Below are 17,718 nucleotides of genomic sequence, written 5' to 3'. Positions count from 1 at the left end.
ATGAGCGTCCCCAATGTGGTTCGCCTCGGGGCAGCGGACAAAATAATCATCGGGAAACCTGCTCGTCCGACCGATGAGAAAATGGTCGCTCGTATCGAGCGCGGCCTGAGCGGTAGCGTTTCTATAATGGAGGCGCATCTCCCCCAGTATTTCTTGCTTGGTAATATGCCAGGCCCCAAGCTTCTTCTTGTGCTCGTAGTTCAAGATGCATCGACGCAGGAGAACGTTGCGTTAAAAGCAAATGAAGTTCTGGCCAAAGGGCCAGAGGCCGCTGCTATTGACGTTTTTGTCACCGATTTGAACGACGAGCTTTTGCCAACAGTGAGAAAGGCTCAGTGTCAGTTGGCTCTTGCGTGAAGCATCGAAGTCGAGTCTCGTAGCTTGGCAATATCGTGAGCGGCGCCGAGCGCGGTTCGCGGTCAGAATTCCGGCAGGAACCGAGATATATGCTGGCCGGATTAGCACCCAAGGCGGGCTATATTCTGGTGGTGCAGATCAGATTTTGGTAGTCAGACCTTGGACGATCAATGGTGTCGAAGTGGTGGGGAAAAGGCAAATCCGATGAGCACGATTCAGCGAATCTCAGATATTGTTCAGCGTATGAGCGAACTCGCTCGACGCGGCGGCTCGGTCAACGTCAGTGTCTCGCTTGAACGTGCCGCCGCGCTTGTTGCGCGCGATACGCAAGAAGGGGCGAGCGCCATCGTGGGGATGTATGGCGGGATGGGATCGCTTAACGACGTGATCCTCTATGAAGGCAACAAACCCCTAGTTGATGAGAACGAAGAGTTCGACGCCTTGAGAAGTGAGCTTTTTGAACTGAGCCAAGAACTGCGCATTTAGCGAGCAACTTGTTGCCGCAGAGAGTGCTGCGGCTCGCGGCGCGGCCGAATTCTCCTCTGGCAGCTTTTCAATCTCCGACTGGTCGGGGTATCTTGCGGGCGTACCGCGACCGCAGGGGCCATTTAGAATTCTTCAGGGCCATATGCGCGATGTTGTTGTTGTAACCCCGAACGATTTCGGACTACGGGAACTGGGAAGACTTCTTTCCGCAGGTGGCTTTGAGGTCATTGGTCCCTCCGAAGGCCGCCTTGCTGCTCAAGCCGACGGAGAGGTGGTCCAATTTGTGCTGGACGCGTCCTTGTCCGAGCACTACGAAGAGCCGGAGGAGCGAGCCCGCGTCAGCTCTCTCGGCCGTGACCCGAACTTCTTTCTCGTGAACTTCAAGAGCACCAAATTCCTGGGGCAAGTGCTGGCGCACGTGGTTGATAGATCGGATGCTCTTGTGGACAACGACTTCGGGACCATCGAGTCTGGCCGTGAATTCGTACAGCGCTTTCGAGAACGGTCGGATTGGGATTGGATTTTCTGATTCGAAGCGTCTCAGCTCGGAATTGACCCACATTTTTTGCAATGCGTTGGGAAGCAGCTTGGCAGAAGCCTCGCGGCCGGAAACTCAGGGTGTTGGTGTAATGACCCAGTGAAATCCTGCTCACGTCCTAATCAAGGAAACGACGTTGAGCACGAAGATGGAAGAAGACATCAAACGCTGGACAGCCAAGCGCAAGAGTGCGCTGGTGCTGGACATCATTCAGGGCAAGACCACCGTGGCTGAGGCAAGCCGCCAGTACGGTCTGTCGCCGTCGGAGGTCGAACAGTGGGTCGATGACGGCAAGCGGGGTATGGAGAACGCCCTGCGTGCGAATCCGCAGGACGTGCGCGAACAGTACGAACGCCAGCTCAAGGACCTGCAAGAGGCCTATGGCGAGGCGATGCTGGAGTTGCGCGCCAGAAAAAAATTGCAGTCCCTGCTGGGCGAGGACGAGAAGTGATCGAGACGATCCGCCAGGGACTGCAAGCCGACGGCATCACCGTCTCGATCTTCAAGTTGTGCCGCTGGTTCGGTGTGCCGCACCGTGCAACGCGTGTTCCAACTGATGGGCTGGCAGGTCCGCAAGCGGCCCATAGGCCCCGCATCCAGGCCCTGCCATCGGTGGCGACGATGCCCAATGAACAAAGGTTATGGCCAATTGCTGCTAGGCCACGCGGTCAATGTGGCCCTGTCTGTGCGGCAGAGCATGGGCGTGCGTGTCTTGGTCGTGGATGCCAAGGACACGACGGTGGCGATGTTTTATGAGGGTTTTGGCTTTCGCCGTACGGTCAGTGAAGCATTGACGTTATACCTGCCGATTTCCGCAGCTTGATTGACTGGATTTGTGTAAGAAAAAGCAGCTTTTTCAGCAGGGTATTTTTCATGGCATCAAGAAATCAGGGCTTGCACAGAGCAAGACGTCTCACTATGTCGCTTGGCGGGCACGGATATATTCGCCGGGCGCTTGTCCCACTTTGCGCCGGAATGCGGTACTGAATGCGCTGGCGGATTGGTAGCCGACAGCGGCGGCCACCGCTTCTTGCGGTAAATGCTCCCGCAGAAGAATGTCTTGCGCCACCGCTATTCGCCACTCAAGCACGTATGTCATGGGCGGCACCCCCACGAGGCGGGTGAAGCGCTCGCTGAATGCCGTTCGGGACAGACTCGCCTGCGCGGCCAATGATGCGACTGTCCATGCCGCTGCAATATCTGCGTGGAAACTTTCAAGTGCCCGGTTTATTCGCGGGTCGGCAAGCCCGGCCAAGAGGCCGGGCCGAAACTGGGTTCCCGGCTGATCCGCGCCATTGCGCAAGGCTTCGATCAGCATCACCTCGACGAGCCTTTCAAGCACCAGGTCGCGGCCTGGCCGGCGCTCCTGCGCCTCGTCGGCCAAGAGGTCGATGGTGTGGGCCAGTCTTCGAGCGCTGCCGTTGGCGGCGCTGATGTGAACGAACGCCGGGAGGACCTGCTGGAGCAAGGGGGTGTCGGCGTGGCTGAAACGGAAGCTGCCCCCCAGCAGCGCGAAGTCCGGCATTTGGCTACTGTCGCCGAAAAAAGCCTCGGCAGTCGTGCATGCGCTCAAGTTAGCCTCGTCATCGCCAATATCGCAGTCGCTGGCGAGTACGAAGTCGCGGGAGGACGGCAGTAGGATGAAATCACCTGCGGCCAATTCGATCAAAGGGCCTCCGTCTATGCGGAGCTCACAATTTCCCTTCAAGACGACGCCAAAGCCGGCGTTTCCAACCCGCGGGGGCCGCACGGCCCATCGTCCGGCGGCGTAGACTGTCTTGGAAAACACGGTTTGGGGGCGGATAAGCGCCACAAGCGCCGAGAGAGGGTCCATCCGAACGATCGATAAAGAAATGCGTATGCCGGATTATAGGAAGTACGGTGGCTGCCTGCTAGTCTCCACCAGACATATCCCACGATGGAGACGTCATGAGTACAGTTCTGATCACCGGCAGTTCATCCGGCTTTGGCAAGGCCACGGCACAACGCTTTCTCGAGAGCGGTTGGAACGTCGTGGCCACCATGCGCCGCCCCTCGGACAATACCCTTGAGGGTCCAGCCGATCGCCTCAAGGTCGTGGCGCTTGATGTGGCCGACGCCGACAGCATCAAATCCGCGGTGCGTGATGCCATCGGTCTTTTCGGCGGCATAGACGCCTTGGTGAACAACGCGGGCGTCGGCATTTTCGCGCCGCTCGAAACCACGACCGAGGAAGCCACGCGGAATCTGTTTGAGATCAATACCCTGGGCGTGATCGCGATGACGCGGGCGCTCATCCCGCATATGCGCGAACGGCGATCGGGTGCGATCGTCAACGTGACATCGAGCGTGGTCTTTAATCCGAAGCCGTTCGTATCTGTTTACGCCGCCACGAAAGCGGCCGTGGAAGGCCTTTCGGAAGCGCTCTATCACGAGCTGGCGCCGTTCGGGATCAAGGTATGCGTGGTCGAGCCCGGTTATGGACCCGACACCAAGTTCGGATCGCGCATGATGGCCCTTAATGATGAGCGTACTTTCCCTGCTGCCTATCAGGCACAGCTGGCGGCTGTGATGAAGGGCATCCCGACGAACACGACGACGCTTGAAGATGTGGCCGACGCCGTGTTCCGGGCCGTCACCGACGAGAGTGCGACCCTGCAACACCCGGCGGGAGCGGACTCGTTCGAAATCGCTGGCAGGCGCGCCAAGTTGGGCCAACAGGCATTTATCCAACTGGTGCGACAGTCCCTTAGTTAAGCAGTTTCACGGAAGCAAATTACCGTTGAACATGTCTTTTCCCTGGCTCGGGATGGTAGGCGCAACCTCGTTGCTCCTGCTGCTATCGAGGAATATGGGATCGACATCCTGGGCCGGACGTACGCGTTTCCGACGTCGATGTGCCAGCTGTTTGGTTTCCAGGATGCCGCGCATTGAGCCGAACGTGCCGTTAGAAGGGCTGCTTCGCATGCCTTCCGGACTTCAGAACCTGGCCTTTTGCTCCGCCCACTGCAACATCGCGTCCAGGGCGGGGCACAGCGCCTGTCCCCATTGCGTCAGCCGGTACTCGACCTTGGGGGGCACTTCGGGATAGACCTTGCGGGATACGATGCCGTCGGCTTCCAGCTGACGCAGCTGCTGTGCCAGCATTTTCTGCGAGATGCCGGGAATCAACTTTTCGAGATCTGAATAGCGCCGCACCTTTCCATCGAACAGGTGGAACAGGATCAGCAGCTTCCAACGGCCGTCGAGCAGGCGCAATACGTCTTCCACGTCAGCAGCGGCAGTCTCGGGTGTGTATTGCTTTCTCATTTGTCAGTAGCTAACTTTTTCGTGCGTTCTTGTGGACGGGACAGCCCAAGAGGAAAATTATCGCATTGCAACTTAGCTCCGCGAGGACGCATGTCAGTTTCTCTACCCGATCCCGTCGCAGCCTATTTCGAGGCCAGTAACCAGGCGGATATCGACCGCCTTGCTTCTTGCTTCACGCCGGATGCGACGGTCTACGACGAAGGCCGGACGCACCGAGGGCGCGCGGCCATCGCCGCCTGGCAAACCGACGCACGCAAGAAGTTCCAATTCAGTGCCGAACCGCTGGAAGCCTCGCGCGATGGCAATCGCGTGGCAGTCGCGGCGAACGTCGTCGGCAATTTTCCAGGCAGCCCCGTCGAGCTCGAGCACGTCTTTCTTCTGGCAGACGACAAAATCCAGTCTCTGGAGATCCGATAATGGCGATGGACCTGGAGTTGGAAGGGAAGCGCGTGCTGATCACGGCAGGCACGAAGGGGCTCGGACGGGCTGTTGTCGATCTTTTTTGCGGCCTCGGGGCAACGGTTCTTACTACTGCGCGACACCGGGACGCGGGTGCGCCCGGCACCTTCTTCACCCAGGCCGATTTGTCGACGGTCGAAGGGTGCGAGGCCGTGGTGCGGGCCGTCGCGTCCGATCTTGGCGGCGTCGACATAATCGTCCATGTGCTGGGTGGATCGTCCGCGCCAGGCGGCGGTTTCGCCGCATTGGGCGAGGATGACTGGCAGCGGGAGTTCGCCCTCAATCTGTTTCCTGCCGTTCGTCTGGACCGCGCCTTGCTGCCTGGCATGCTAGCTCAACGCGAGGGCGTGATCATTCATGTCACCTCCATTCAACGGATGTTTCCGTTGCCGGAGGCGACCACCGCATATGCCGCCGCCAAGGCGGCGCTTTCCACCTATAGCAAGAGCCTGTCGAAGGAGGTGTCGCCGAAAGGGGTGCGCGTGATCAGGGTGGCGCCAGGGTGGATCGAGACGGAAGCCGCCGTTGCGCTGGCCGAGCGGCTTGCCTTGGAAGCGGGCACAGATTATGAAGGCGGCAAGCAGATCATCATGGATTCGCTGGGCGGCATTCCGCTGGGCCGGCCCGCCAAGCCTGTCGAGGTAGCCAATCTCATTGCGTTTCTGGCTTCGCCCCGTGCGGCCGCCATCACGGGTACCGAATATGTGGTGGACGGCGGGACGGTACCGACAGCGTAGGTGGCTGCCGGCGCTCGTCGGACGTACTTGTCCGAGTGACGGGCCGCGATCGGCGCAAGCGATGGCACGCGTCGCATGGGTTGGAAGGTCCGGGCGGAAAACGGGCAGGCTATCGCAGCGCGAGCCCGCCCACCAAGTGGAGTTCGATTAGGCCGCCGGTTCGATTGGGGGAGCCTGCAGCCGACTCCCTCCATGGGCCTGGAGGATCATGTCGGCTGCCCGCTCTCCGATCACGACGCACGGCGCCATCAGGTTGCCGACGGTGATCCGCGGCATGATGGACGCATCGGCGACGCGCAGGTTGTCGATGCCGTACACACGCAATTCCGCGTCGACCACGGACATGGCGTCTCGCCCCATCTTCGCCGTACCCGACTGGTGCCAGAAGGTCACGGCCGAGGCCCGGATGAATCGCTCCATGAGCCGGCGATCGCCGTGCCCTGGGACGACCTCTCTTTTCACGAGGCTGCCCAATGCCGGATGGTTGCCTACCTCTCTGCACAGTTCGATCGTCGCAAGCGCCGCGGCCATATCCTCCGGCTCGCTGAGCACGTTCGGATCGATCAATACAGGGGCCTGGTGGCTGGGGTCCGACAACCGCAAATGGCCCCGGCTCCTGGGGCGGGCCAGCCCGGCAAACATGGTCCAGCCGTGTGCCGGCGCCGGCACGCCAACCTCCGGGGGCGAGGGCACTGGGAACTCGAGCTGGCAATGCAACAGGTCGGGCGCTTCCAGACGAGAATCGCTCTTCCAGTACAGCGTGGATTCGCAGCCGCCAGCGCCCACGGCCCGGGGTTCGGTGTACTGCCACGTGCAGCCGAATGCGATGTGATCCTGGTAATTGTGTCCCACGCCAGGAAGATCCTGGACGACTTCTATGCCATGCGCGTGCAACGCTTCCTGCGGCCCGATACCCGATTGCAGCAGGACCTTGGGCGTGTGGATAGCGCCCATCGATAACACGACCTCGCAGCGCGCATGGATGCGCCGTGGCCTCCCGTCGATGAGCACTTCTACGCCTGTCGCCCTTTTGCCGTCGAAGAGCACCCTCGTTACCATGGCGTCGGTCGTCACCGTCAGGTTGGTTTGGCGCAGCCGCGGGTAGACATACGATCGATAGACCGATTCGCGCTTGCCGCCGCGAATGCGCAAGTCCGCAATCGCGGCGCCCCCAGGTCCTTCCATCATTTCGCCATTGGGGCTGTCGAAGCGGGGTACGCCCACCAGACCTGCCGCTTCGACCGTGGCAAGCGCCAGGGGCTGCGGCGCCTGCGCCGGCGCCACATGGACCGGCCCTCCGACGCCTCGACGCAACGCGTCCGGGCGGCCGTGCCAGTCTTCTATCCGGCGATAGTACGCAAGCACGGACTCGTAGCCCCATGCCGGGTCTCCGGATTCCGAAGCGAAGTGGTCCCAGTCGCTTTTGTGGCCGCGCGCCCAGACCATGACGTTTATGCTCGAGCCGCCTCCCAGTCCTTTCCCCACGTTCAGGGCCAGGCGCCGGCCATTCAGGTTCGGATTCGGCACGCTTTCGAATGCCCAGTCATGCCGGGAACCAAGGTTGGCCGGCCATCGTGCGGGCTCGGAGATGTTCTCGCCCGTATCGTCGCCGCCCGCCTCGAGAAGCAGCACAGTTGCATCATGCTGGCCGGCGAGGCGGGCGGCGATTACGCTTCCCGCCGTGCCCGCTCCGCAGACGATGAAGTCATAGCTCGATCGCAGTCTCTGGGGGGATCTGTCGTTGCAGGGATTTTCGCGTGTCGTGATGGGATCACTATTCATTTCGACCTCTCGATGAGTAACAAGGGTACGGAGCACGAGCCCCGGGATCAGCGAGACGTACTGCGTGCGGCACGGTCGATGACGTCGGCAACGGCCTTGGGATGGGTGACGAACGGCACATGGCTCGCCTTCAGCTCCGTGACTTCCGCGCCGATCCGCTTGGCCGTGTGGCGCAGCAGCGTCGGATCGATCGCCTTGTCCTCAGTGGCCACGACGGCCCAACTCGGCTTGGTCTTCCAGGCCGCCTGGCCGACGTTGGTGGAGAAGATCGACATGTTGATCGGCACTTGGGAATCGCGCAGGAAGGCGGCATCGGAGTCGGTCGTGTCGTGCGCGAAGCCGGCCTTGAACTTCTCCAGGTTGACGAAACCGAATCCGTCTTTCTGCGTTTCGATGATGAATTCCGGTGGCGCAGGAAAGTCTTTGAACTGGGCTCCGGTGGATTCGCCAACATCGGGCGCAAGCGCCGAAACGTAGACCAGACCGCCAACCTTCGGATCGGCACCGGCTTCGGTGATGACTGTTCCGCCGTAGGAGTGCCCAACCAGGATCGCTGGACCTGCCTGGCGGTCGAGCACACGCTTGGTAGCTGCGACATCGTCGGCCAGCGAAGTCAGCGGGTTTTGGACGATGGTGACGCGGTATCCGCGTCCGGTAAGTTCGTCATATACCCCCCGCCAGCCGGAACCGTCGGCAAAGGCGCCATGCACCAGGACCACGTTACGGACTGCCTGGTCGGCGGGAATGCGCTCGGCGGCGTCGGCGGCCGATGCGAAACCGGCTGTGGTGGCCATCGCGGCCAAGAGGGTGTTCCATTTCATGGTCGATCTCCTTGTATATCGAGATAATAATTATCGCGATATGTTTTCTTGTGGTGTGCTATCGTGGATGCACGCTCGGGAGTTACGCGATGACACAAAAAAAGGTAGGGGCTCCGCCGCCCTTGGACGACCAGCTTTGCTACGCCGTTTATTCGTCAGGCATTGCGATCCAGCGGGTCTACAAGCCTTTGCTGGATCAGTTGGGACTGACCTATCCGCAGTATCTGGTGCTCAATGTGCTATGGGCGGAGGACGAGCAGACGGTAGGCGAGATTGCCGAGAAGTTGGCCCTGGAGTCCAGCACATTGACACCCCTGCTCAAGCGGCTCGAATCCGCGGGCTTCGTCCTGCGGACACGAAGCCCTGACAATGAGCGCCAAGTGATCGTGGCGCTGACCGAGCAAGGCCGCCTGATGCGTGACCGGGCCGGATGCCTGGGCCAGTCGCTGCTCGAGGCGTCGGGACAGTCGCCGAGGGACCTGGCCCTGTTGAACCGGCAGATCCGGCAGCTTCGCGATGCGATCTATGGGCACCTGCAGAATTGGAAGGCGCCTGGCGGCACGAATTCAAACACGTATTGAGGCAGAATGGATTAGGCGGAGAGTGGATCAGGCGCAGGAATGCGACGGGGCTTCCTGATGCGCTACATCTTCTCCACGCTATCGACGATTTTCCCTACGAATGCGTTGCTGTATTCGTATGCACGGGCGTCGACTTTCTCCGGGGCGACGGTCAGCGGCTGTATGCTGATGAGGCGTCCCTTTTGTACGGTGGAGCAGAACGAATGCAAGAGCTTCTTGTTTTGCATCGCATCGACACAGCTGACTTCTACCCCTGAAGGGGATTCGTAGTTGCGCCGCTCGACATAGGGACTACCTTCCTTCTTGATAAAGGCTGCGAAGTTCGAAAGCGTCTTGTCCCGATGCGTATCTCCATCGACGCCTTTCGGGATACGGATCACGAGTATCTGTGCCTTACGCGTCTTGTTGGCGTCGATATATTCCGCCGTGACTTTCCCCTGCTTGGGATCAGTGCGGACCGACTTCAGCTGGAGTCCATCCACGTCTTGTGGCAAGGCATTCATGAATTGATTCGTTCGTACGCCTTCTATCAGGTCAGCATCGTCGGCTGCTGGTGCAGCGGACCACATGGATAATCCCACAGCGGCGACTAGTACGGAAGACAAGCGCATATAGACTCTCTGGTTGACCTTTCCTCTGAATTGTAGGTGTCTATTCGGCTTATATTCTTGCGTGAAGTAATCGTTCGTAAGGTCGTTGCTGGCGTTGAGTTGTATCTTCGCGTGTGCGGCCTTGATGGGATCGATGCCGAGAACGTTACATAGCTTGCATTACCCATTTGCCAGAAAGAAGTTCCTTGTCGCGACATCGGCCGGGAAGAAGCTCTCCAGCGTCAGTTCGGCAAGGGTGATGTCGTTGGCAGTGCCAAACACGGTTGTGGTGGAAATCAGCGAAAGAATAGGCCCGCCGGGAACACGCAGCATTAACGGGACTGCAATGCGTGCCATGCTCGCTGGAGGCGTGCTGTCCGCAGCCACAGGAATCGCCGCCAATTCATCATGCAGTCTCAGCAGGCCGACGTTACCGCTCGCGGTGAAGTCCGCACGCAGCCGGGCAAGCAAATGGTTCCGCCACGCCGCCAGATTGGCGATTCGTGGGGCAAGCCCTTGCGGGTCCAGCGTGGCGCGCAATACATTGATCGGCGGTGTAGCCAGGCGGGTTGGCAGCCCGTCAAGCAGCTGCTGCGCCGGCCGGTTTGCGCGGACAAGATTCCAGAGCGGGTCGACCACCAAGGCGGGGTAGGGGGCGCTCGCATCGAGTACGGCCGAAATTGCCGCCAGCGCCGGTTCCATGTCCGGATCGTCGAGCGCGCGGGCGTCAAAAGCGGGTGCGTAGCCGCCCGCCACGAGCAAGCGATTGCGTTCTCGAAGCGGCATGGCGAGTTGCTCGCTGAGCCGCAGGAGGAGTTCCCGGCTGGCGCTGGCTCGGCCGCTTTCGACAAAGCTCAGATGACGTGCGGACACGCCGGCATCGAGGGCGAGGTCGAGCTGGCTCATGCCTCGGCGCTTGCGCCAGGCCCGTGTCAGATCGCCGACTGTCTCGCTGCTCACGCATGGCTCCTGTGACGAGGATTTCATTATGTAGGCCTGTGGCGGGAGATTACCTCAGAGGTAATCGCTTTGTTTTCGCTTCCGGTCCATCATTTCCCTGGCCAACACCAGGAGATTGAAATCATGATCGACCCGAAGATTATCGCCGATGCTTATCTCGAGACATGGAACGCTGTTCCCGGCCAAAGGCGCGCAGCGCTATCTGCATGGCGTCCCGACGCGGTCTACACCGATCCGCTCATGTCGGGGCAGGGTCATGAAGCGCTGCAATCCATGATTGACGGGGCGATGACTCAGTTTGCGGGCCACCGTTTTGCGCTGGACGGGCAGCCGGACGGGCATGGCCGCTTCGTTCGGTTCAGTTGGACCCTGCGCGATGGGGCCGACGTTTCGGTTGCAAGGGGAACCGACGTCATCAAGCTTGACGACAGCGGCCACATAGCGGAGGTAATCGGATTTCTCGACGGAGTTGCTCAGTGATCGATGCCGGCGCGGATTGATCGCACGGTCCGGAGGAGCTCAAAACTCCTCCAAAAAACGCATCCGGAACCGCCGCCCCTTGATATTGCTATTCGACATCCGCGAAAACGCCTGTTTCGCAATCTGCCTATCCAACGCCACATAAGAATTGAACTCGGTGATATTGATTTTCCCTACCTGCTCGGAAGTCAATCCGCCGTCTCCGGTCAGCGCACCCAGCAAATCTCCAGGACGCAGCTTGTCTTTCTTCCCCCCTTGTATGCACAAGGTAATCATGCGTGCCCGCAGTGGCCGGTCGGCTTTGGATCGCAGCGATTTGAGATCGCCCCATTTCAGCGGAGCGCCCTGATATTGCTCGATCAGATTGGCCCAGCGCACTTCCTCCGGCGAACATAGGCTCAGTGCCAACCCTTTCTGCGCGCCACGCCCGCTGCGGCCGATGCGGTGCACGTGAACCTCGGTGTCCTTGGTCACGTCCACATTGATGACTGCCTCCAGGTCCTGGATATCCAGGCCGCGGGCGGCGACGTCGGTGGCAACCAGCACGGCGCAGCTCTGGTTGGCGAACTGGATCAGGATTTCGTCACGCTCGCGCTGTTCCAGGTCGCCGTTGAGCGCCCGGGCGCTGATGCCCTCGGACTGCAGCCGTTCGACCAGGTCGTGGCTGCGGATCTTGGTGTTGCAGAAGGCCAGCGCGGACACCGGACGGAAGTGCGCCAGCAGGGTGACGACGGCGTCGAGCCGTTCGTCTTCGTCGATCTCGTAGAAGACCTGTTCGATGCGGCTCGCGTCATGCTGGGCCTCGACCTTGACTTCCGCCGGGTTGCGCAGGAAGCGGGCGCTGAGCTTGCGGATGTTGTCGGGGTAGGTGGCCGAGAAAAGCAGGGTCTGGCGCTTGGCGGGGCAATGCGATGCGATGGCGACGATGTCATCGTAGAAGCCCATGTCGACCATGCGGTCGGCTTCGTCCAGCACCAGGGTGTTCAGGGCGGATAGATCCAGGCTGCCGCGTTCCAGGTGGTCCTGTATGCGGCCGGGTGTGCCCACCACCAGATGCGTGCCGCGGGCCAGCGATTCGGCCTGGGGACGCGCGGCGGCGCCGCCGCACAGCGTCAGGACCTTGACGTTGGGAATCAGGCGGGCCAGCCGGCGCAGTTCCTGGGCGACCTGGTCGGCCAGTTCGCGGGTGGGGCAGACGACCAGCGCCTGGGGGACCAGGCGGCTGACGTCCAGGTGCTGCAGCACGCCCAGGCCGAACGCCGCGGTCTTGCCGCTGCCAGTCTTGGCCTGTGCGATGAGGTCGCGGCCTTCCAGGATGAGCGGCAGGCTCTGCGCCTGGATGGGCGTCATTTGCTCGAAGCCCAGGCTTTGCAGGTTGTCCAGCAAGGCGGGAAGGAGGGAGAGGGAGGTAAAGGACGTGTCGGTCACTGGGGGGGCGGGTCGCGAGACCGCGAAAGGTTAGGTTGGTCGTCAGTGTATGCCCTTGCCGCACTTGACGGCCTCCAGGTAATGGCGCCCGTGAACTGGGCATGACCGGCTGCGACCGCGGTTTATATCTAATTCTATTTTGCAGACATTGCCGTCTGTTCCTGGCCAAGAATCCCTTCGATCGTAATGTCCAGGACGAGCACGAGAAGATGGAAGAGGCCGCCGTCTCGCGCGATGCGGATCGCGCCTGCGCGTTGCTGGAGCAACACATCCAGCGCACTGCCGTGAATATCCGCGAGCGGCTGGTCAGCAGCGGCACGGCCGTGTGCACGCGCGAAGAGCGTGCCCAAAGCTATCGGGACCTGGCGGGCTTCCTGAAGCGTGAGAAGGAGTTGGCCGGGCAGGAGTCGTGAACGCCCCCAATCATGGTGTTGCTCTCCACGGATACTCGAGTTGCATGGCGACCACGTCGGCGGTGCGGGCGCCGTAGCGCCTGTCGATGGCATGCAGCGTCTGGTCCAGCGCCTGTGCCGGGCGCTGATGGACGAAGGTGTCCGTGTATGCTGCTGCCCGCCCATCGGCTGTTGTGGTCTCAGGAATGACGCGAATCCTGTTGCGGGTTGCGACGGCTTTCGGTGAGGCTGCGAACGACACGGCCCTTGACCGGTAGGTGCGCGACCACGCGTCGGCGACCAGGGCCAGCGATACTTCGTCCATGCCTGGCTGCAGCTCCACACCGACGTGTTCGCGCTTCCAGAACGCAAGGGTGTTGGCAAGCACCGTCGTCGCGAATGGCCGTGTCAGCTTGAAGGCACGGCTGGCGTGGCGGATGTCCCAGGAAGCCATGGCAAGGTCGGCGGCAACCGCTTCGGCTTTCTGCCGGCCGGCAATGGCCTCGATCAGTATCAGCGTCATCGGCATCGATGCGGAGATACCCGTGCTGGTCGCGACGCCCCGGTCAGCCACCACGCGCCGGTCGGCCACATAGGCGATAGACGGGTGCTTGTCCAGCATTTCCCTCAGGTAGTACCAATGGGTCGTTGCTCGCTTGCCGTCCAGCAGGCCGGCCGCGGCAACGACTTTGGCGCCGGCGCAGACGCCGATGACGGTCGCGCCTTTCCGGGACTGCTCGCGCAGCCAGGCCAGGACTGCCGGGTCGTCGTCGCGGCTCATGGCGGGTACGATGACATAGTCGGCTCCCGCGGGGTTCCGCGCATCGAATTCGGCAAGGGTGGCGTCAGCCTCGACCGTGAGCGCCGGATAGAGCGTTACCGGACCTGGGCCGGTCGCCAGTGTCAGGACGTCGGCAACGTCGGCGCGCCGCAGGATGCCGGTGGGCATCAGGTAGTCGGTGGTTTCGGTGGCGTCGTTGATGCCTACGACCGCTACGAGCGGGCGCTTGCGCTTTGGCGGCTTCAGGGCGGCGTGGAGCGCGTCCATTTCCTGCTTCGCAACGGAGGGTGTTTCGGCAGTGGCCGGTGCCGGGGGCAGGCTGAATATCCAGGCGCCGAAGCCCGCCAGCGAGAGCAGGAGGAGTGTCAGTGCACCCCGGATGACATGGCGTTTGAGCATGGGCGGCGGTCTCCGGGCCGAGGCATTGGCGGAGTCGACTTGCCGGACGTCCGATCGCCCGCGCAAGCTCATGCCGCGAACGTCTCGTTGGATTCGATGACGTTGATATCATCGACCCGAAGCCCTGCCTTGTCCAGCATCGCGCGTGTCGGGGGAACGGCACCTATGCCATGTAGCTCGCTCGCGTTGTTGAAGAGACGCTGGAGCTTTAGCGTACCTATGGATAGGCAATGCTATCGTGGCCGTTCAGATCAATAATCCAACTTTCCTTCAGGAGACTTCCCATCATGCGTATCCCCCCGATCGAACCGGGCACACGCCCCGAACTGGCCCAGCAGGAAGCCCGCCTGATGGCGGAACGCGGCAGGGTATCGCTGCTGTACCAGGTGCTGTTGAACAGTCCGCCGGTGGCACATGGCTGGGAGCAGTTGCTTTCGGCAGTGCGCAATCGCAATACGATCGATCCCGGTGTGCGTGAGCTGATTATCCTGCGGGTGGCCATTCTGAACGGCGCACACTACGAGTACGAGGCCCACGTGCCGCACGCCTTGAAGGCCGGCGTGTCGCAAGAGGCGATCGATGCCGTGCGGGATTTCAAGCCCGGCATGCCAGCCTTTACCGAGGCGCAGGCTGTTGCCTTGGAGCTGACCGATGCCATGACACGCGACATCGTGGTACCGGACGAGTTGTTCCAGCGCGCCACGCAAGGAATGAGCGAGCACCAGAAGGTCGACATCCTGGTTACGGTGGCGGCTTACAACATGGTGTCGCGCTTTCTGGTCGCGGCGCGGATGACGCATTGAGAACGGCGCCGAAACCTATTTTTCACCAGATCTTGGCCGCGCCGCGATCACGCGATACGTCGCCGCTGCGCGCGCCACGGGCTCCCCGGCGAGCGTCGTGACTTCTCCCTCCGCATAGGCGACGGTCTTGCCCGCACGCACCGCGCGGCCGATACCGATCAGGTCGCCGGCTCCTGCTGACAGGAAGTTCACGGTAAGCGTGATCGTCGCCAGTCCGCCGATAGGGGCGTCGTAGGCGGACCGCACGGCTTGCGACAGCAGGACGTCGAACAGGCCGGACGTGGCGCCGCCGTGTACGTCGCCGCGCGAATTGCCGATCTCCTTGCGGGCCGGCAGGCGGATGCGGCTTAGCCCGCCGCCCAGTTCTTCGAGCTGCAGTCCGAGATGGTCGTAGAAGGGGGCGAACGAGCGCCAGTTGGTCATCAATGCCTCCCGGGCCATTTGCCGGGTGACGCGTTCAGCGCCGCTTCGATAGCCGCAGTATCGCGTCCCAGCGGGGGCGCGTCGCCCGGCGTGTGAGCCGCCGTCCGTGAAAAGCGCGCGGGAAAGGCGCGTACCCGGACAGGCGTGTGTCCGGACATGGGAACTTCCCGCACTACCTTCAAGGCTTGTGTCTGTGGATGTGCGATGGTTTCGTCTGCGCGCATGTACGAGGCGGCGTTGCCCGCGTGCTTGCGGATCAGGTCGACCAGTTCGTTGGCCGAATAGCGAGCGAATTCCTTTTCGTATTCGCCGCGCGTTTCGGGAACGCGTATGCCGTAGCCGGTGGTCGAGCGGCCGATCTTGTCGAAGCGGGGGTCCTCTAGCAGGCGGGTGAAGCCGGCTTCCTCGATGAAGTTCACCCAGCCAGGGCGGCCCTGTGCGCCGACCGACCCACCAAAGGCGAAAAAGATGGGATTGTCGCGGGTTTTCCAGCCGCGTTCGGGCGGATAGTTGGCGCCGCCGACACGTGGCCCCGCGTAGCTGTCGGGGTCGGATTGGGCGGCCAGGTGGATGCTCTTGAGAGAGATCAGCGAGTTGAGCAGAGACAGCGAAACGCGCTGTCCGCCGCAGCGCTCGCGGGCACGGGCGAATAGGGCCGCCAGTACTGCTTGGCATGCGAAGATGCCAGTGCCCGCCGAAGCGACGTCCGCTCCCAATCGGCAGGCGGGCTTGCCGAATTCTCCTAGGTAGCGCGTGTAGCCCGCCATCGCTTGCGCGGTGAGTTCGGAGCCGGGCCGGTCGCGCAGCGGGCCGCGGTGTCCCCAGCCGCTGATCTCGACGGTGATCAGCCCCGTGTTTTCGGGGCAGGGGGAGGCATCGGTGTCCTCTCCGGCAGACAGGCCGAACGCCGCAAGTTCTTTCTGCGGCCGGTCGGTGATGAACACGTCGGCCTCGCGCAGCAGCTGGCGCAAGGTAGCCCCGGCGGCGTGCGGGTCGCTGTCCAGCTGCATTGAACGCTTGCCACGGTTGAGTTCGAAGAACGCTGCGCTCATGGTGGTCCCTGGAATCAGCGGTGCGGCGCCGCGCAACCAATCGCCCTGGATGTCCTCGCACTTGATGACGTCGGCGCCAAGGTCGGCAAGCCGCAGCGCAGCCAGCGGACCCGCGATGCCTTGCGCAAATTCGACAATCTTGATGTTTCGAAGCAGGCTCACTTTGCCTCCTGCATGCGGCGGATAGACGGGGCCAGGCCGGCTAGCACTTGCTCGGTATGCTCGCCTGGCCGTGCCGGTTCCTGGACGATGCATGGGGTGCTCCCGAAATGCCAGGGCAGGCCGGCGACGCTGACCTCGCCCCAATCGCGCGTCTTCAACCGGGCGATCATTTCATTGCTGACCACTTGCTCGTGATAGCGGAATTGCTCGAAATTGTGGGCGATGGCGCACGGCACCTGATGACGTTGCATCGCGCGCAGCCACCAGATCGCCGGCCGTGCCTTGAAGATGGGCTCGAGTTCCGCGTCCAGCGCTTCCCGGTTCTCGACGCGCTGCAGATTGGTGGCAAAATGCGGATTCTCCGCCAGGTCGGGGCGAAGGATCGCCGCGCAGAACCCTTGCCATTGCCGGGCGTCGTGCACGGTGACGAACACTTCGTTGTCCAGGGTGGCATAGGCCCGGTCCGGCGCCAGCGCGGGCGATGCGCTGCCGCGCGGACGCGGCACCTGGCCGGCGCCGAGCAGTTCCGCAATGCGGGAAAACTGTATCTCCAGCGCAGCTTCGAGCATCGATACTTCTACCTTCTGGCCGCCGCCGTTGAGTTCGCGGTCAAGCAAGGCGGCCAGCACAGCTTCGGTCGCCACGCTGGCGGTGGCCAGGTCGAGGAAGCCGGTGAACCGGAACGCCTCGACGGTCTCGCCGGGTTGTCCGTTGGCGCGGGCAAAACCGGAGAAAGCCTGCATGATGTAATCCGCGCATCCCGCCCTGGCGAGCGGGCCGATTTCGCCGAAACCCGAGATCGCGCAATAGACGATGTCCGGATTCACGGCACGTATCGATTCATAGTCGAGCCCCAGGCGCTCGATGACGCCGACGCGGAAGTTCTGGACGAATACGTCGCAGCTGGCGGCCAGCTCCAGCGCTGCCTGCTTACCCGCAGGGCTTTTGAAGTCGAGTGTGATGTCTTTTTTGTTGACGTTCATGGAAATGTAGTTGGTACCCATGCCGTGCTGCAGGGGCTCTACCCAACGTGTTCCGTCGCCGTCGGGCGGTTCGACCTTGATCACCTCGGCGCCCAGCATGCCGAGCAATGCCCCGGTCCAGGGCCCGGCGGCCATGATGCTGACGTCCATGACGCGTATCCCGGCGAGAGGGCCGTCAGGGTTCGCAGTTTCTTGCTGCATTGGCTGCATGTTCCG

General features: G+C 61.9%; 24 protein-coding genes. 12 read left to right on the top strand and 12 right to left on the bottom strand.

What is annotated here, in order from left to right; genetic code table 11:
* The 5 genes from QHC78_RS07950 (at window position 1) to QHC78_RS07930 (ending at window position 2,204) form a co-directional block, all read left to right on the top strand.
* Window positions 1–357, top strand: coding sequence for a hypothetical protein (locus QHC78_RS07950; RefSeq protein ID WP_319743337.1), 357 nt, complete (start codon window positions 1–3; stop codon window positions 355–357).
* A gap of 204 nt (window positions 358–561) precedes the next feature.
* Entirely contained in the window at window positions 562–843 is a 282-nt protein-coding gene (locus tag QHC78_RS07945; protein ID WP_319743336.1) for a DUF6966 domain-containing protein, read from the top strand.
* A 142-nt stretch (window positions 844–985) separates the two neighbouring features.
* On the top strand, window positions 986–1,372 hold the full coding sequence (locus QHC78_RS07940; protein ID WP_319743335.1) for a hypothetical protein: 387 nt from the start codon (window positions 986–988) through the stop codon (window positions 1,370–1,372).
* Window positions 1,373–1,517: 145 nt separating this feature from the next.
* The gene (locus QHC78_RS07935; RefSeq protein WP_319743334.1) at window positions 1,518–1,832 is read left to right on the top strand and encodes a DUF1153 domain-containing protein; all 315 of its coding nucleotides are present in this window, start codon (window positions 1,518–1,520) and stop codon (window positions 1,830–1,832) included.
* A 177-nt stretch (window positions 1,833–2,009) separates the two neighbouring features.
* Complete coding sequence (locus tag QHC78_RS07930) at window positions 2,010–2,204, top strand: GNAT family N-acetyltransferase (protein ID WP_319743333.1); 195 nt, start codon at window positions 2,010–2,012, stop codon at window positions 2,202–2,204.
* 93 nt (window positions 2,205–2,297) lie between these two features.
* On the opposite strand, the gene QHC78_RS07925 is transcribed toward QHC78_RS07930, so the two are convergent.
* Complete coding sequence (locus QHC78_RS07925) at window positions 2,298–3,215, bottom strand: AraC family transcriptional regulator (protein WP_319743332.1); 918 nt, start codon at window positions 3,213–3,215, stop codon at window positions 2,298–2,300.
* A 95-nt stretch (window positions 3,216–3,310) separates the two neighbouring features.
* Here QHC78_RS07925 and QHC78_RS07920 point away from each other — a divergent pair, with 95 nt between their 5' ends.
* Window positions 3,311–4,117, top strand: coding sequence for an SDR family oxidoreductase (locus tag QHC78_RS07920; protein WP_319743331.1), 807 nt, complete (start codon window positions 3,311–3,313; stop codon window positions 4,115–4,117).
* 222 nt (window positions 4,118–4,339) lie between these two features.
* Here the strand turns inward: QHC78_RS07920 and QHC78_RS07915 are convergent, their stop codons facing one another.
* Complete coding sequence (locus tag QHC78_RS07915; RefSeq protein ID WP_319743330.1) at window positions 4,340–4,669, bottom strand: winged helix-turn-helix transcriptional regulator; 330 nt, start codon at window positions 4,667–4,669, stop codon at window positions 4,340–4,342.
* A 90-nt stretch (window positions 4,670–4,759) separates the two neighbouring features.
* On the opposite strand from QHC78_RS07915, the gene QHC78_RS07910 reads away from it, so the two are divergent.
* On the top strand, window positions 4,760–5,086 hold the full coding sequence (locus QHC78_RS07910; RefSeq protein WP_319743329.1) for a nuclear transport factor 2 family protein: 327 nt from the start codon (window positions 4,760–4,762) through the stop codon (window positions 5,084–5,086).
* Window positions 5,086–5,865 (top strand): SDR family oxidoreductase, encoded by a 780-nt coding sequence (locus QHC78_RS07905; protein WP_319743328.1) that lies wholly within the window; start codon window positions 5,086–5,088, stop codon window positions 5,863–5,865. Before QHC78_RS07910 ends, QHC78_RS07905 begins: the two co-directional genes overlap by 1 nt.
* A 147-nt stretch (window positions 5,866–6,012) precedes the next feature.
* On the opposite strand, the gene QHC78_RS07900 is transcribed toward QHC78_RS07905, so the two are convergent.
* Together QHC78_RS07900 and QHC78_RS07895 are read right to left on the bottom strand one after the other, a co-directional pair.
* Entirely contained in the window at window positions 6,013–7,647 is a 1,635-nt protein-coding gene (locus QHC78_RS07900) for a GMC family oxidoreductase (RefSeq protein ID WP_319743327.1), read from the bottom strand.
* 47 nt (window positions 7,648–7,694) lie between these two features.
* The gene (locus QHC78_RS07895; protein ID WP_319743326.1) at window positions 7,695–8,468 is read right to left on the bottom strand and encodes an alpha/beta fold hydrolase; all 774 of its coding nucleotides are present in this window, start codon (window positions 8,466–8,468) and stop codon (window positions 7,695–7,697) included.
* An 89-nt stretch (window positions 8,469–8,557) separates the two neighbouring features.
* On the opposite strand from QHC78_RS07895, the gene QHC78_RS07890 reads away from it, so the two are divergent.
* On the top strand, window positions 8,558–9,049 hold the full coding sequence (locus tag QHC78_RS07890) for a MarR family winged helix-turn-helix transcriptional regulator (protein ID WP_319743325.1): 492 nt from the start codon (window positions 8,558–8,560) through the stop codon (window positions 9,047–9,049).
* 62 nt (window positions 9,050–9,111) lie between these two features.
* Here QHC78_RS07890 and QHC78_RS07885 read toward each other — a convergent pair whose 3' ends face one another.
* Both QHC78_RS07885 and QHC78_RS07880 read right to left on the bottom strand, forming a co-directional pair.
* Window positions 9,112–9,618: a hypothetical protein gene (locus QHC78_RS07885; RefSeq protein ID WP_319743324.1), complete on the bottom strand. Its 507-nt coding sequence runs from the start codon at window positions 9,616–9,618 to the stop codon at window positions 9,112–9,114.
* Between the two features lie 201 nt (window positions 9,619–9,819).
* Window positions 9,820–10,599: a helix-turn-helix domain-containing protein gene (locus QHC78_RS07880; protein ID WP_319743323.1), complete on the bottom strand. Its 780-nt coding sequence runs from the start codon at window positions 10,597–10,599 to the stop codon at window positions 9,820–9,822.
* A 123-nt stretch (window positions 10,600–10,722) separates the two neighbouring features.
* Here QHC78_RS07880 and QHC78_RS07875 point away from each other — a divergent pair, with 123 nt between their 5' ends.
* Window positions 10,723–11,079: a nuclear transport factor 2 family protein gene (locus QHC78_RS07875; RefSeq protein WP_319743322.1), complete on the top strand. Its 357-nt coding sequence runs from the start codon at window positions 10,723–10,725 to the stop codon at window positions 11,077–11,079.
* A gap of 39 nt (window positions 11,080–11,118) precedes the next feature.
* On the opposite strand, the gene dbpA is transcribed toward QHC78_RS07875, so the two are convergent.
* The gene (dbpA, locus tag QHC78_RS07870) at window positions 11,119–12,507 is read right to left on the bottom strand and encodes an ATP-dependent RNA helicase DbpA (RefSeq protein WP_319743321.1); all 1,389 of its coding nucleotides are present in this window, start codon (window positions 12,505–12,507) and stop codon (window positions 11,119–11,121) included.
* Between the two features lie 209 nt (window positions 12,508–12,716).
* Here dbpA and QHC78_RS07865 point away from each other — a divergent pair, with 209 nt between their 5' ends.
* Entirely contained in the window at window positions 12,717–12,920 is a 204-nt protein-coding gene (locus QHC78_RS07865) for a hypothetical protein (protein WP_319743320.1), read from the top strand.
* Between the two features lie 10 nt (window positions 12,921–12,930).
* Here the strand turns inward: QHC78_RS07865 and QHC78_RS07860 are convergent, their stop codons facing one another.
* Together QHC78_RS07860 and QHC78_RS07855 are read right to left on the bottom strand one after the other, a co-directional pair.
* Window positions 12,931–14,079, bottom strand: coding sequence for a DJ-1/PfpI family protein (locus tag QHC78_RS07860; RefSeq protein WP_319743319.1), 1,149 nt, complete (start codon window positions 14,077–14,079; stop codon window positions 12,931–12,933).
* Window positions 14,080–14,147: 68 nt separating this feature from the next.
* A complete protein-coding gene (locus tag QHC78_RS07855) occupies window positions 14,148–14,246 on the bottom strand; it encodes a hypothetical protein (protein WP_413816435.1) in 99 nt (32 codons plus the stop codon).
* A 120-nt stretch (window positions 14,247–14,366) separates the two neighbouring features.
* Here QHC78_RS07855 and QHC78_RS07850 point away from each other — a divergent pair, with 120 nt between their 5' ends.
* Window positions 14,367–14,882, top strand: coding sequence for a carboxymuconolactone decarboxylase family protein (locus tag QHC78_RS07850; RefSeq protein WP_319743318.1), 516 nt, complete (start codon window positions 14,367–14,369; stop codon window positions 14,880–14,882).
* A 15-nt stretch (window positions 14,883–14,897) separates the two neighbouring features.
* On the opposite strand, the gene QHC78_RS07845 is transcribed toward QHC78_RS07850, so the two are convergent.
* From QHC78_RS07845 to QHC78_RS07835, 3 genes are read right to left on the bottom strand one after another with little or no spacing between them, the layout of a single operon-like run.
* Window positions 14,898–15,305, bottom strand: coding sequence for a PaaI family thioesterase (locus QHC78_RS07845; RefSeq protein ID WP_319743317.1), 408 nt, complete (start codon window positions 15,303–15,305; stop codon window positions 14,898–14,900).
* Complete coding sequence (locus tag QHC78_RS07840) at window positions 15,305–16,519, bottom strand: CoA transferase (protein WP_319743316.1); 1,215 nt, start codon at window positions 16,517–16,519, stop codon at window positions 15,305–15,307. Before QHC78_RS07840 ends, QHC78_RS07845 begins: the two co-directional genes overlap by 1 nt.
* The gene (locus tag QHC78_RS07835; RefSeq protein WP_319743315.1) at window positions 16,516–17,712 is read right to left on the bottom strand and encodes a CaiB/BaiF CoA transferase family protein; all 1,197 of its coding nucleotides are present in this window, start codon (window positions 17,710–17,712) and stop codon (window positions 16,516–16,518) included. Before QHC78_RS07835 ends, QHC78_RS07840 begins: the two co-directional genes overlap by 4 nt.
* Window positions 17,713–17,718 lie beyond the last annotated feature (6 nt).

The organism is Pigmentiphaga sp., from assembly GCF_033795525.1.
In the GTDB taxonomy this organism is placed as follows: domain Bacteria; phylum Pseudomonadota; class Gammaproteobacteria; order Burkholderiales; family Burkholderiaceae_B; genus Pigmentiphaga.
This window is presented reverse-complemented; position numbering and strand designations above follow the sequence as displayed.

Coding starts and splice junctions, on each gene's coding strand:
- QHC78_RS07930 (WP_319743333.1), top strand. CDS start 2,010: ATGAACAAAGGTTATGGCCAATTGCTGCTAGGCCACGCGGTCAATGTG.
- QHC78_RS07875 (WP_319743322.1), top strand. CDS start 10,723: ATGATCGACCCGAAGATTATCGCCGATGCTTATCTCGAGACATGGAAC.
- QHC78_RS07850 (WP_319743318.1), top strand. CDS start 14,367: ATGCGTATCCCCCCGATCGAACCGGGCACACGCCCCGAACTGGCCCAG.
- QHC78_RS07835 (WP_319743315.1), bottom strand. CDS start 17,712: ATGCAGCCAATGCAGCAAGAAACTGCGAACCCTGACGGCCCTCTCGCC.
- QHC78_RS07865 (WP_319743320.1), top strand. CDS start 12,717: ATGGAAGAGGCCGCCGTCTCGCGCGATGCGGATCGCGCCTGCGCGTTG.
- QHC78_RS07860 (WP_319743319.1), bottom strand. CDS start 14,079: ATGCTCAAACGCCATGTCATCCGGGGTGCACTGACACTCCTCCTGCTC.
- QHC78_RS07885 (WP_319743324.1), bottom strand. CDS start 9,618: ATGTGGTCCGCTGCACCAGCAGCCGACGATGCTGACCTGATAGAAGGC.
- QHC78_RS07925 (WP_319743332.1), bottom strand. CDS start 3,215: ATGGACCCTCTCTCGGCGCTTGTGGCGCTTATCCGCCCCCAAACCGTG.
- QHC78_RS07940 (WP_319743335.1), top strand. CDS start 986: ATGCGCGATGTTGTTGTTGTAACCCCGAACGATTTCGGACTACGGGAA.
- QHC78_RS07910 (WP_319743329.1), top strand. CDS start 4,760: ATGTCAGTTTCTCTACCCGATCCCGTCGCAGCCTATTTCGAGGCCAGT.
- QHC78_RS07905 (WP_319743328.1), top strand. CDS start 5,086: ATGGCGATGGACCTGGAGTTGGAAGGGAAGCGCGTGCTGATCACGGCA.
- QHC78_RS07920 (WP_319743331.1), top strand. CDS start 3,311: ATGAGTACAGTTCTGATCACCGGCAGTTCATCCGGCTTTGGCAAGGCC.
- QHC78_RS07915 (WP_319743330.1), bottom strand. CDS start 4,669: ATGAGAAAGCAATACACACCCGAGACTGCCGCTGCTGACGTGGAAGAC.
- QHC78_RS07895 (WP_319743326.1), bottom strand. CDS start 8,468: ATGAAATGGAACACCCTCTTGGCCGCGATGGCCACCACAGCCGGTTTC.
- QHC78_RS07845 (WP_319743317.1), bottom strand. CDS start 15,305: ATGACCAACTGGCGCTCGTTCGCCCCCTTCTACGACCATCTCGGACTG.
- QHC78_RS07890 (WP_319743325.1), top strand. CDS start 8,558: ATGACACAAAAAAAGGTAGGGGCTCCGCCGCCCTTGGACGACCAGCTT.
- QHC78_RS07900 (WP_319743327.1), bottom strand. CDS start 7,647: ATGAATAGTGATCCCATCACGACACGCGAAAATCCCTGCAACGACAGA.
- QHC78_RS07945 (WP_319743336.1), top strand. CDS start 562: ATGAGCACGATTCAGCGAATCTCAGATATTGTTCAGCGTATGAGCGAA.
- QHC78_RS07950 (WP_319743337.1), top strand. CDS start 1: ATGAGCGTCCCCAATGTGGTTCGCCTCGGGGCAGCGGACAAAATAATC.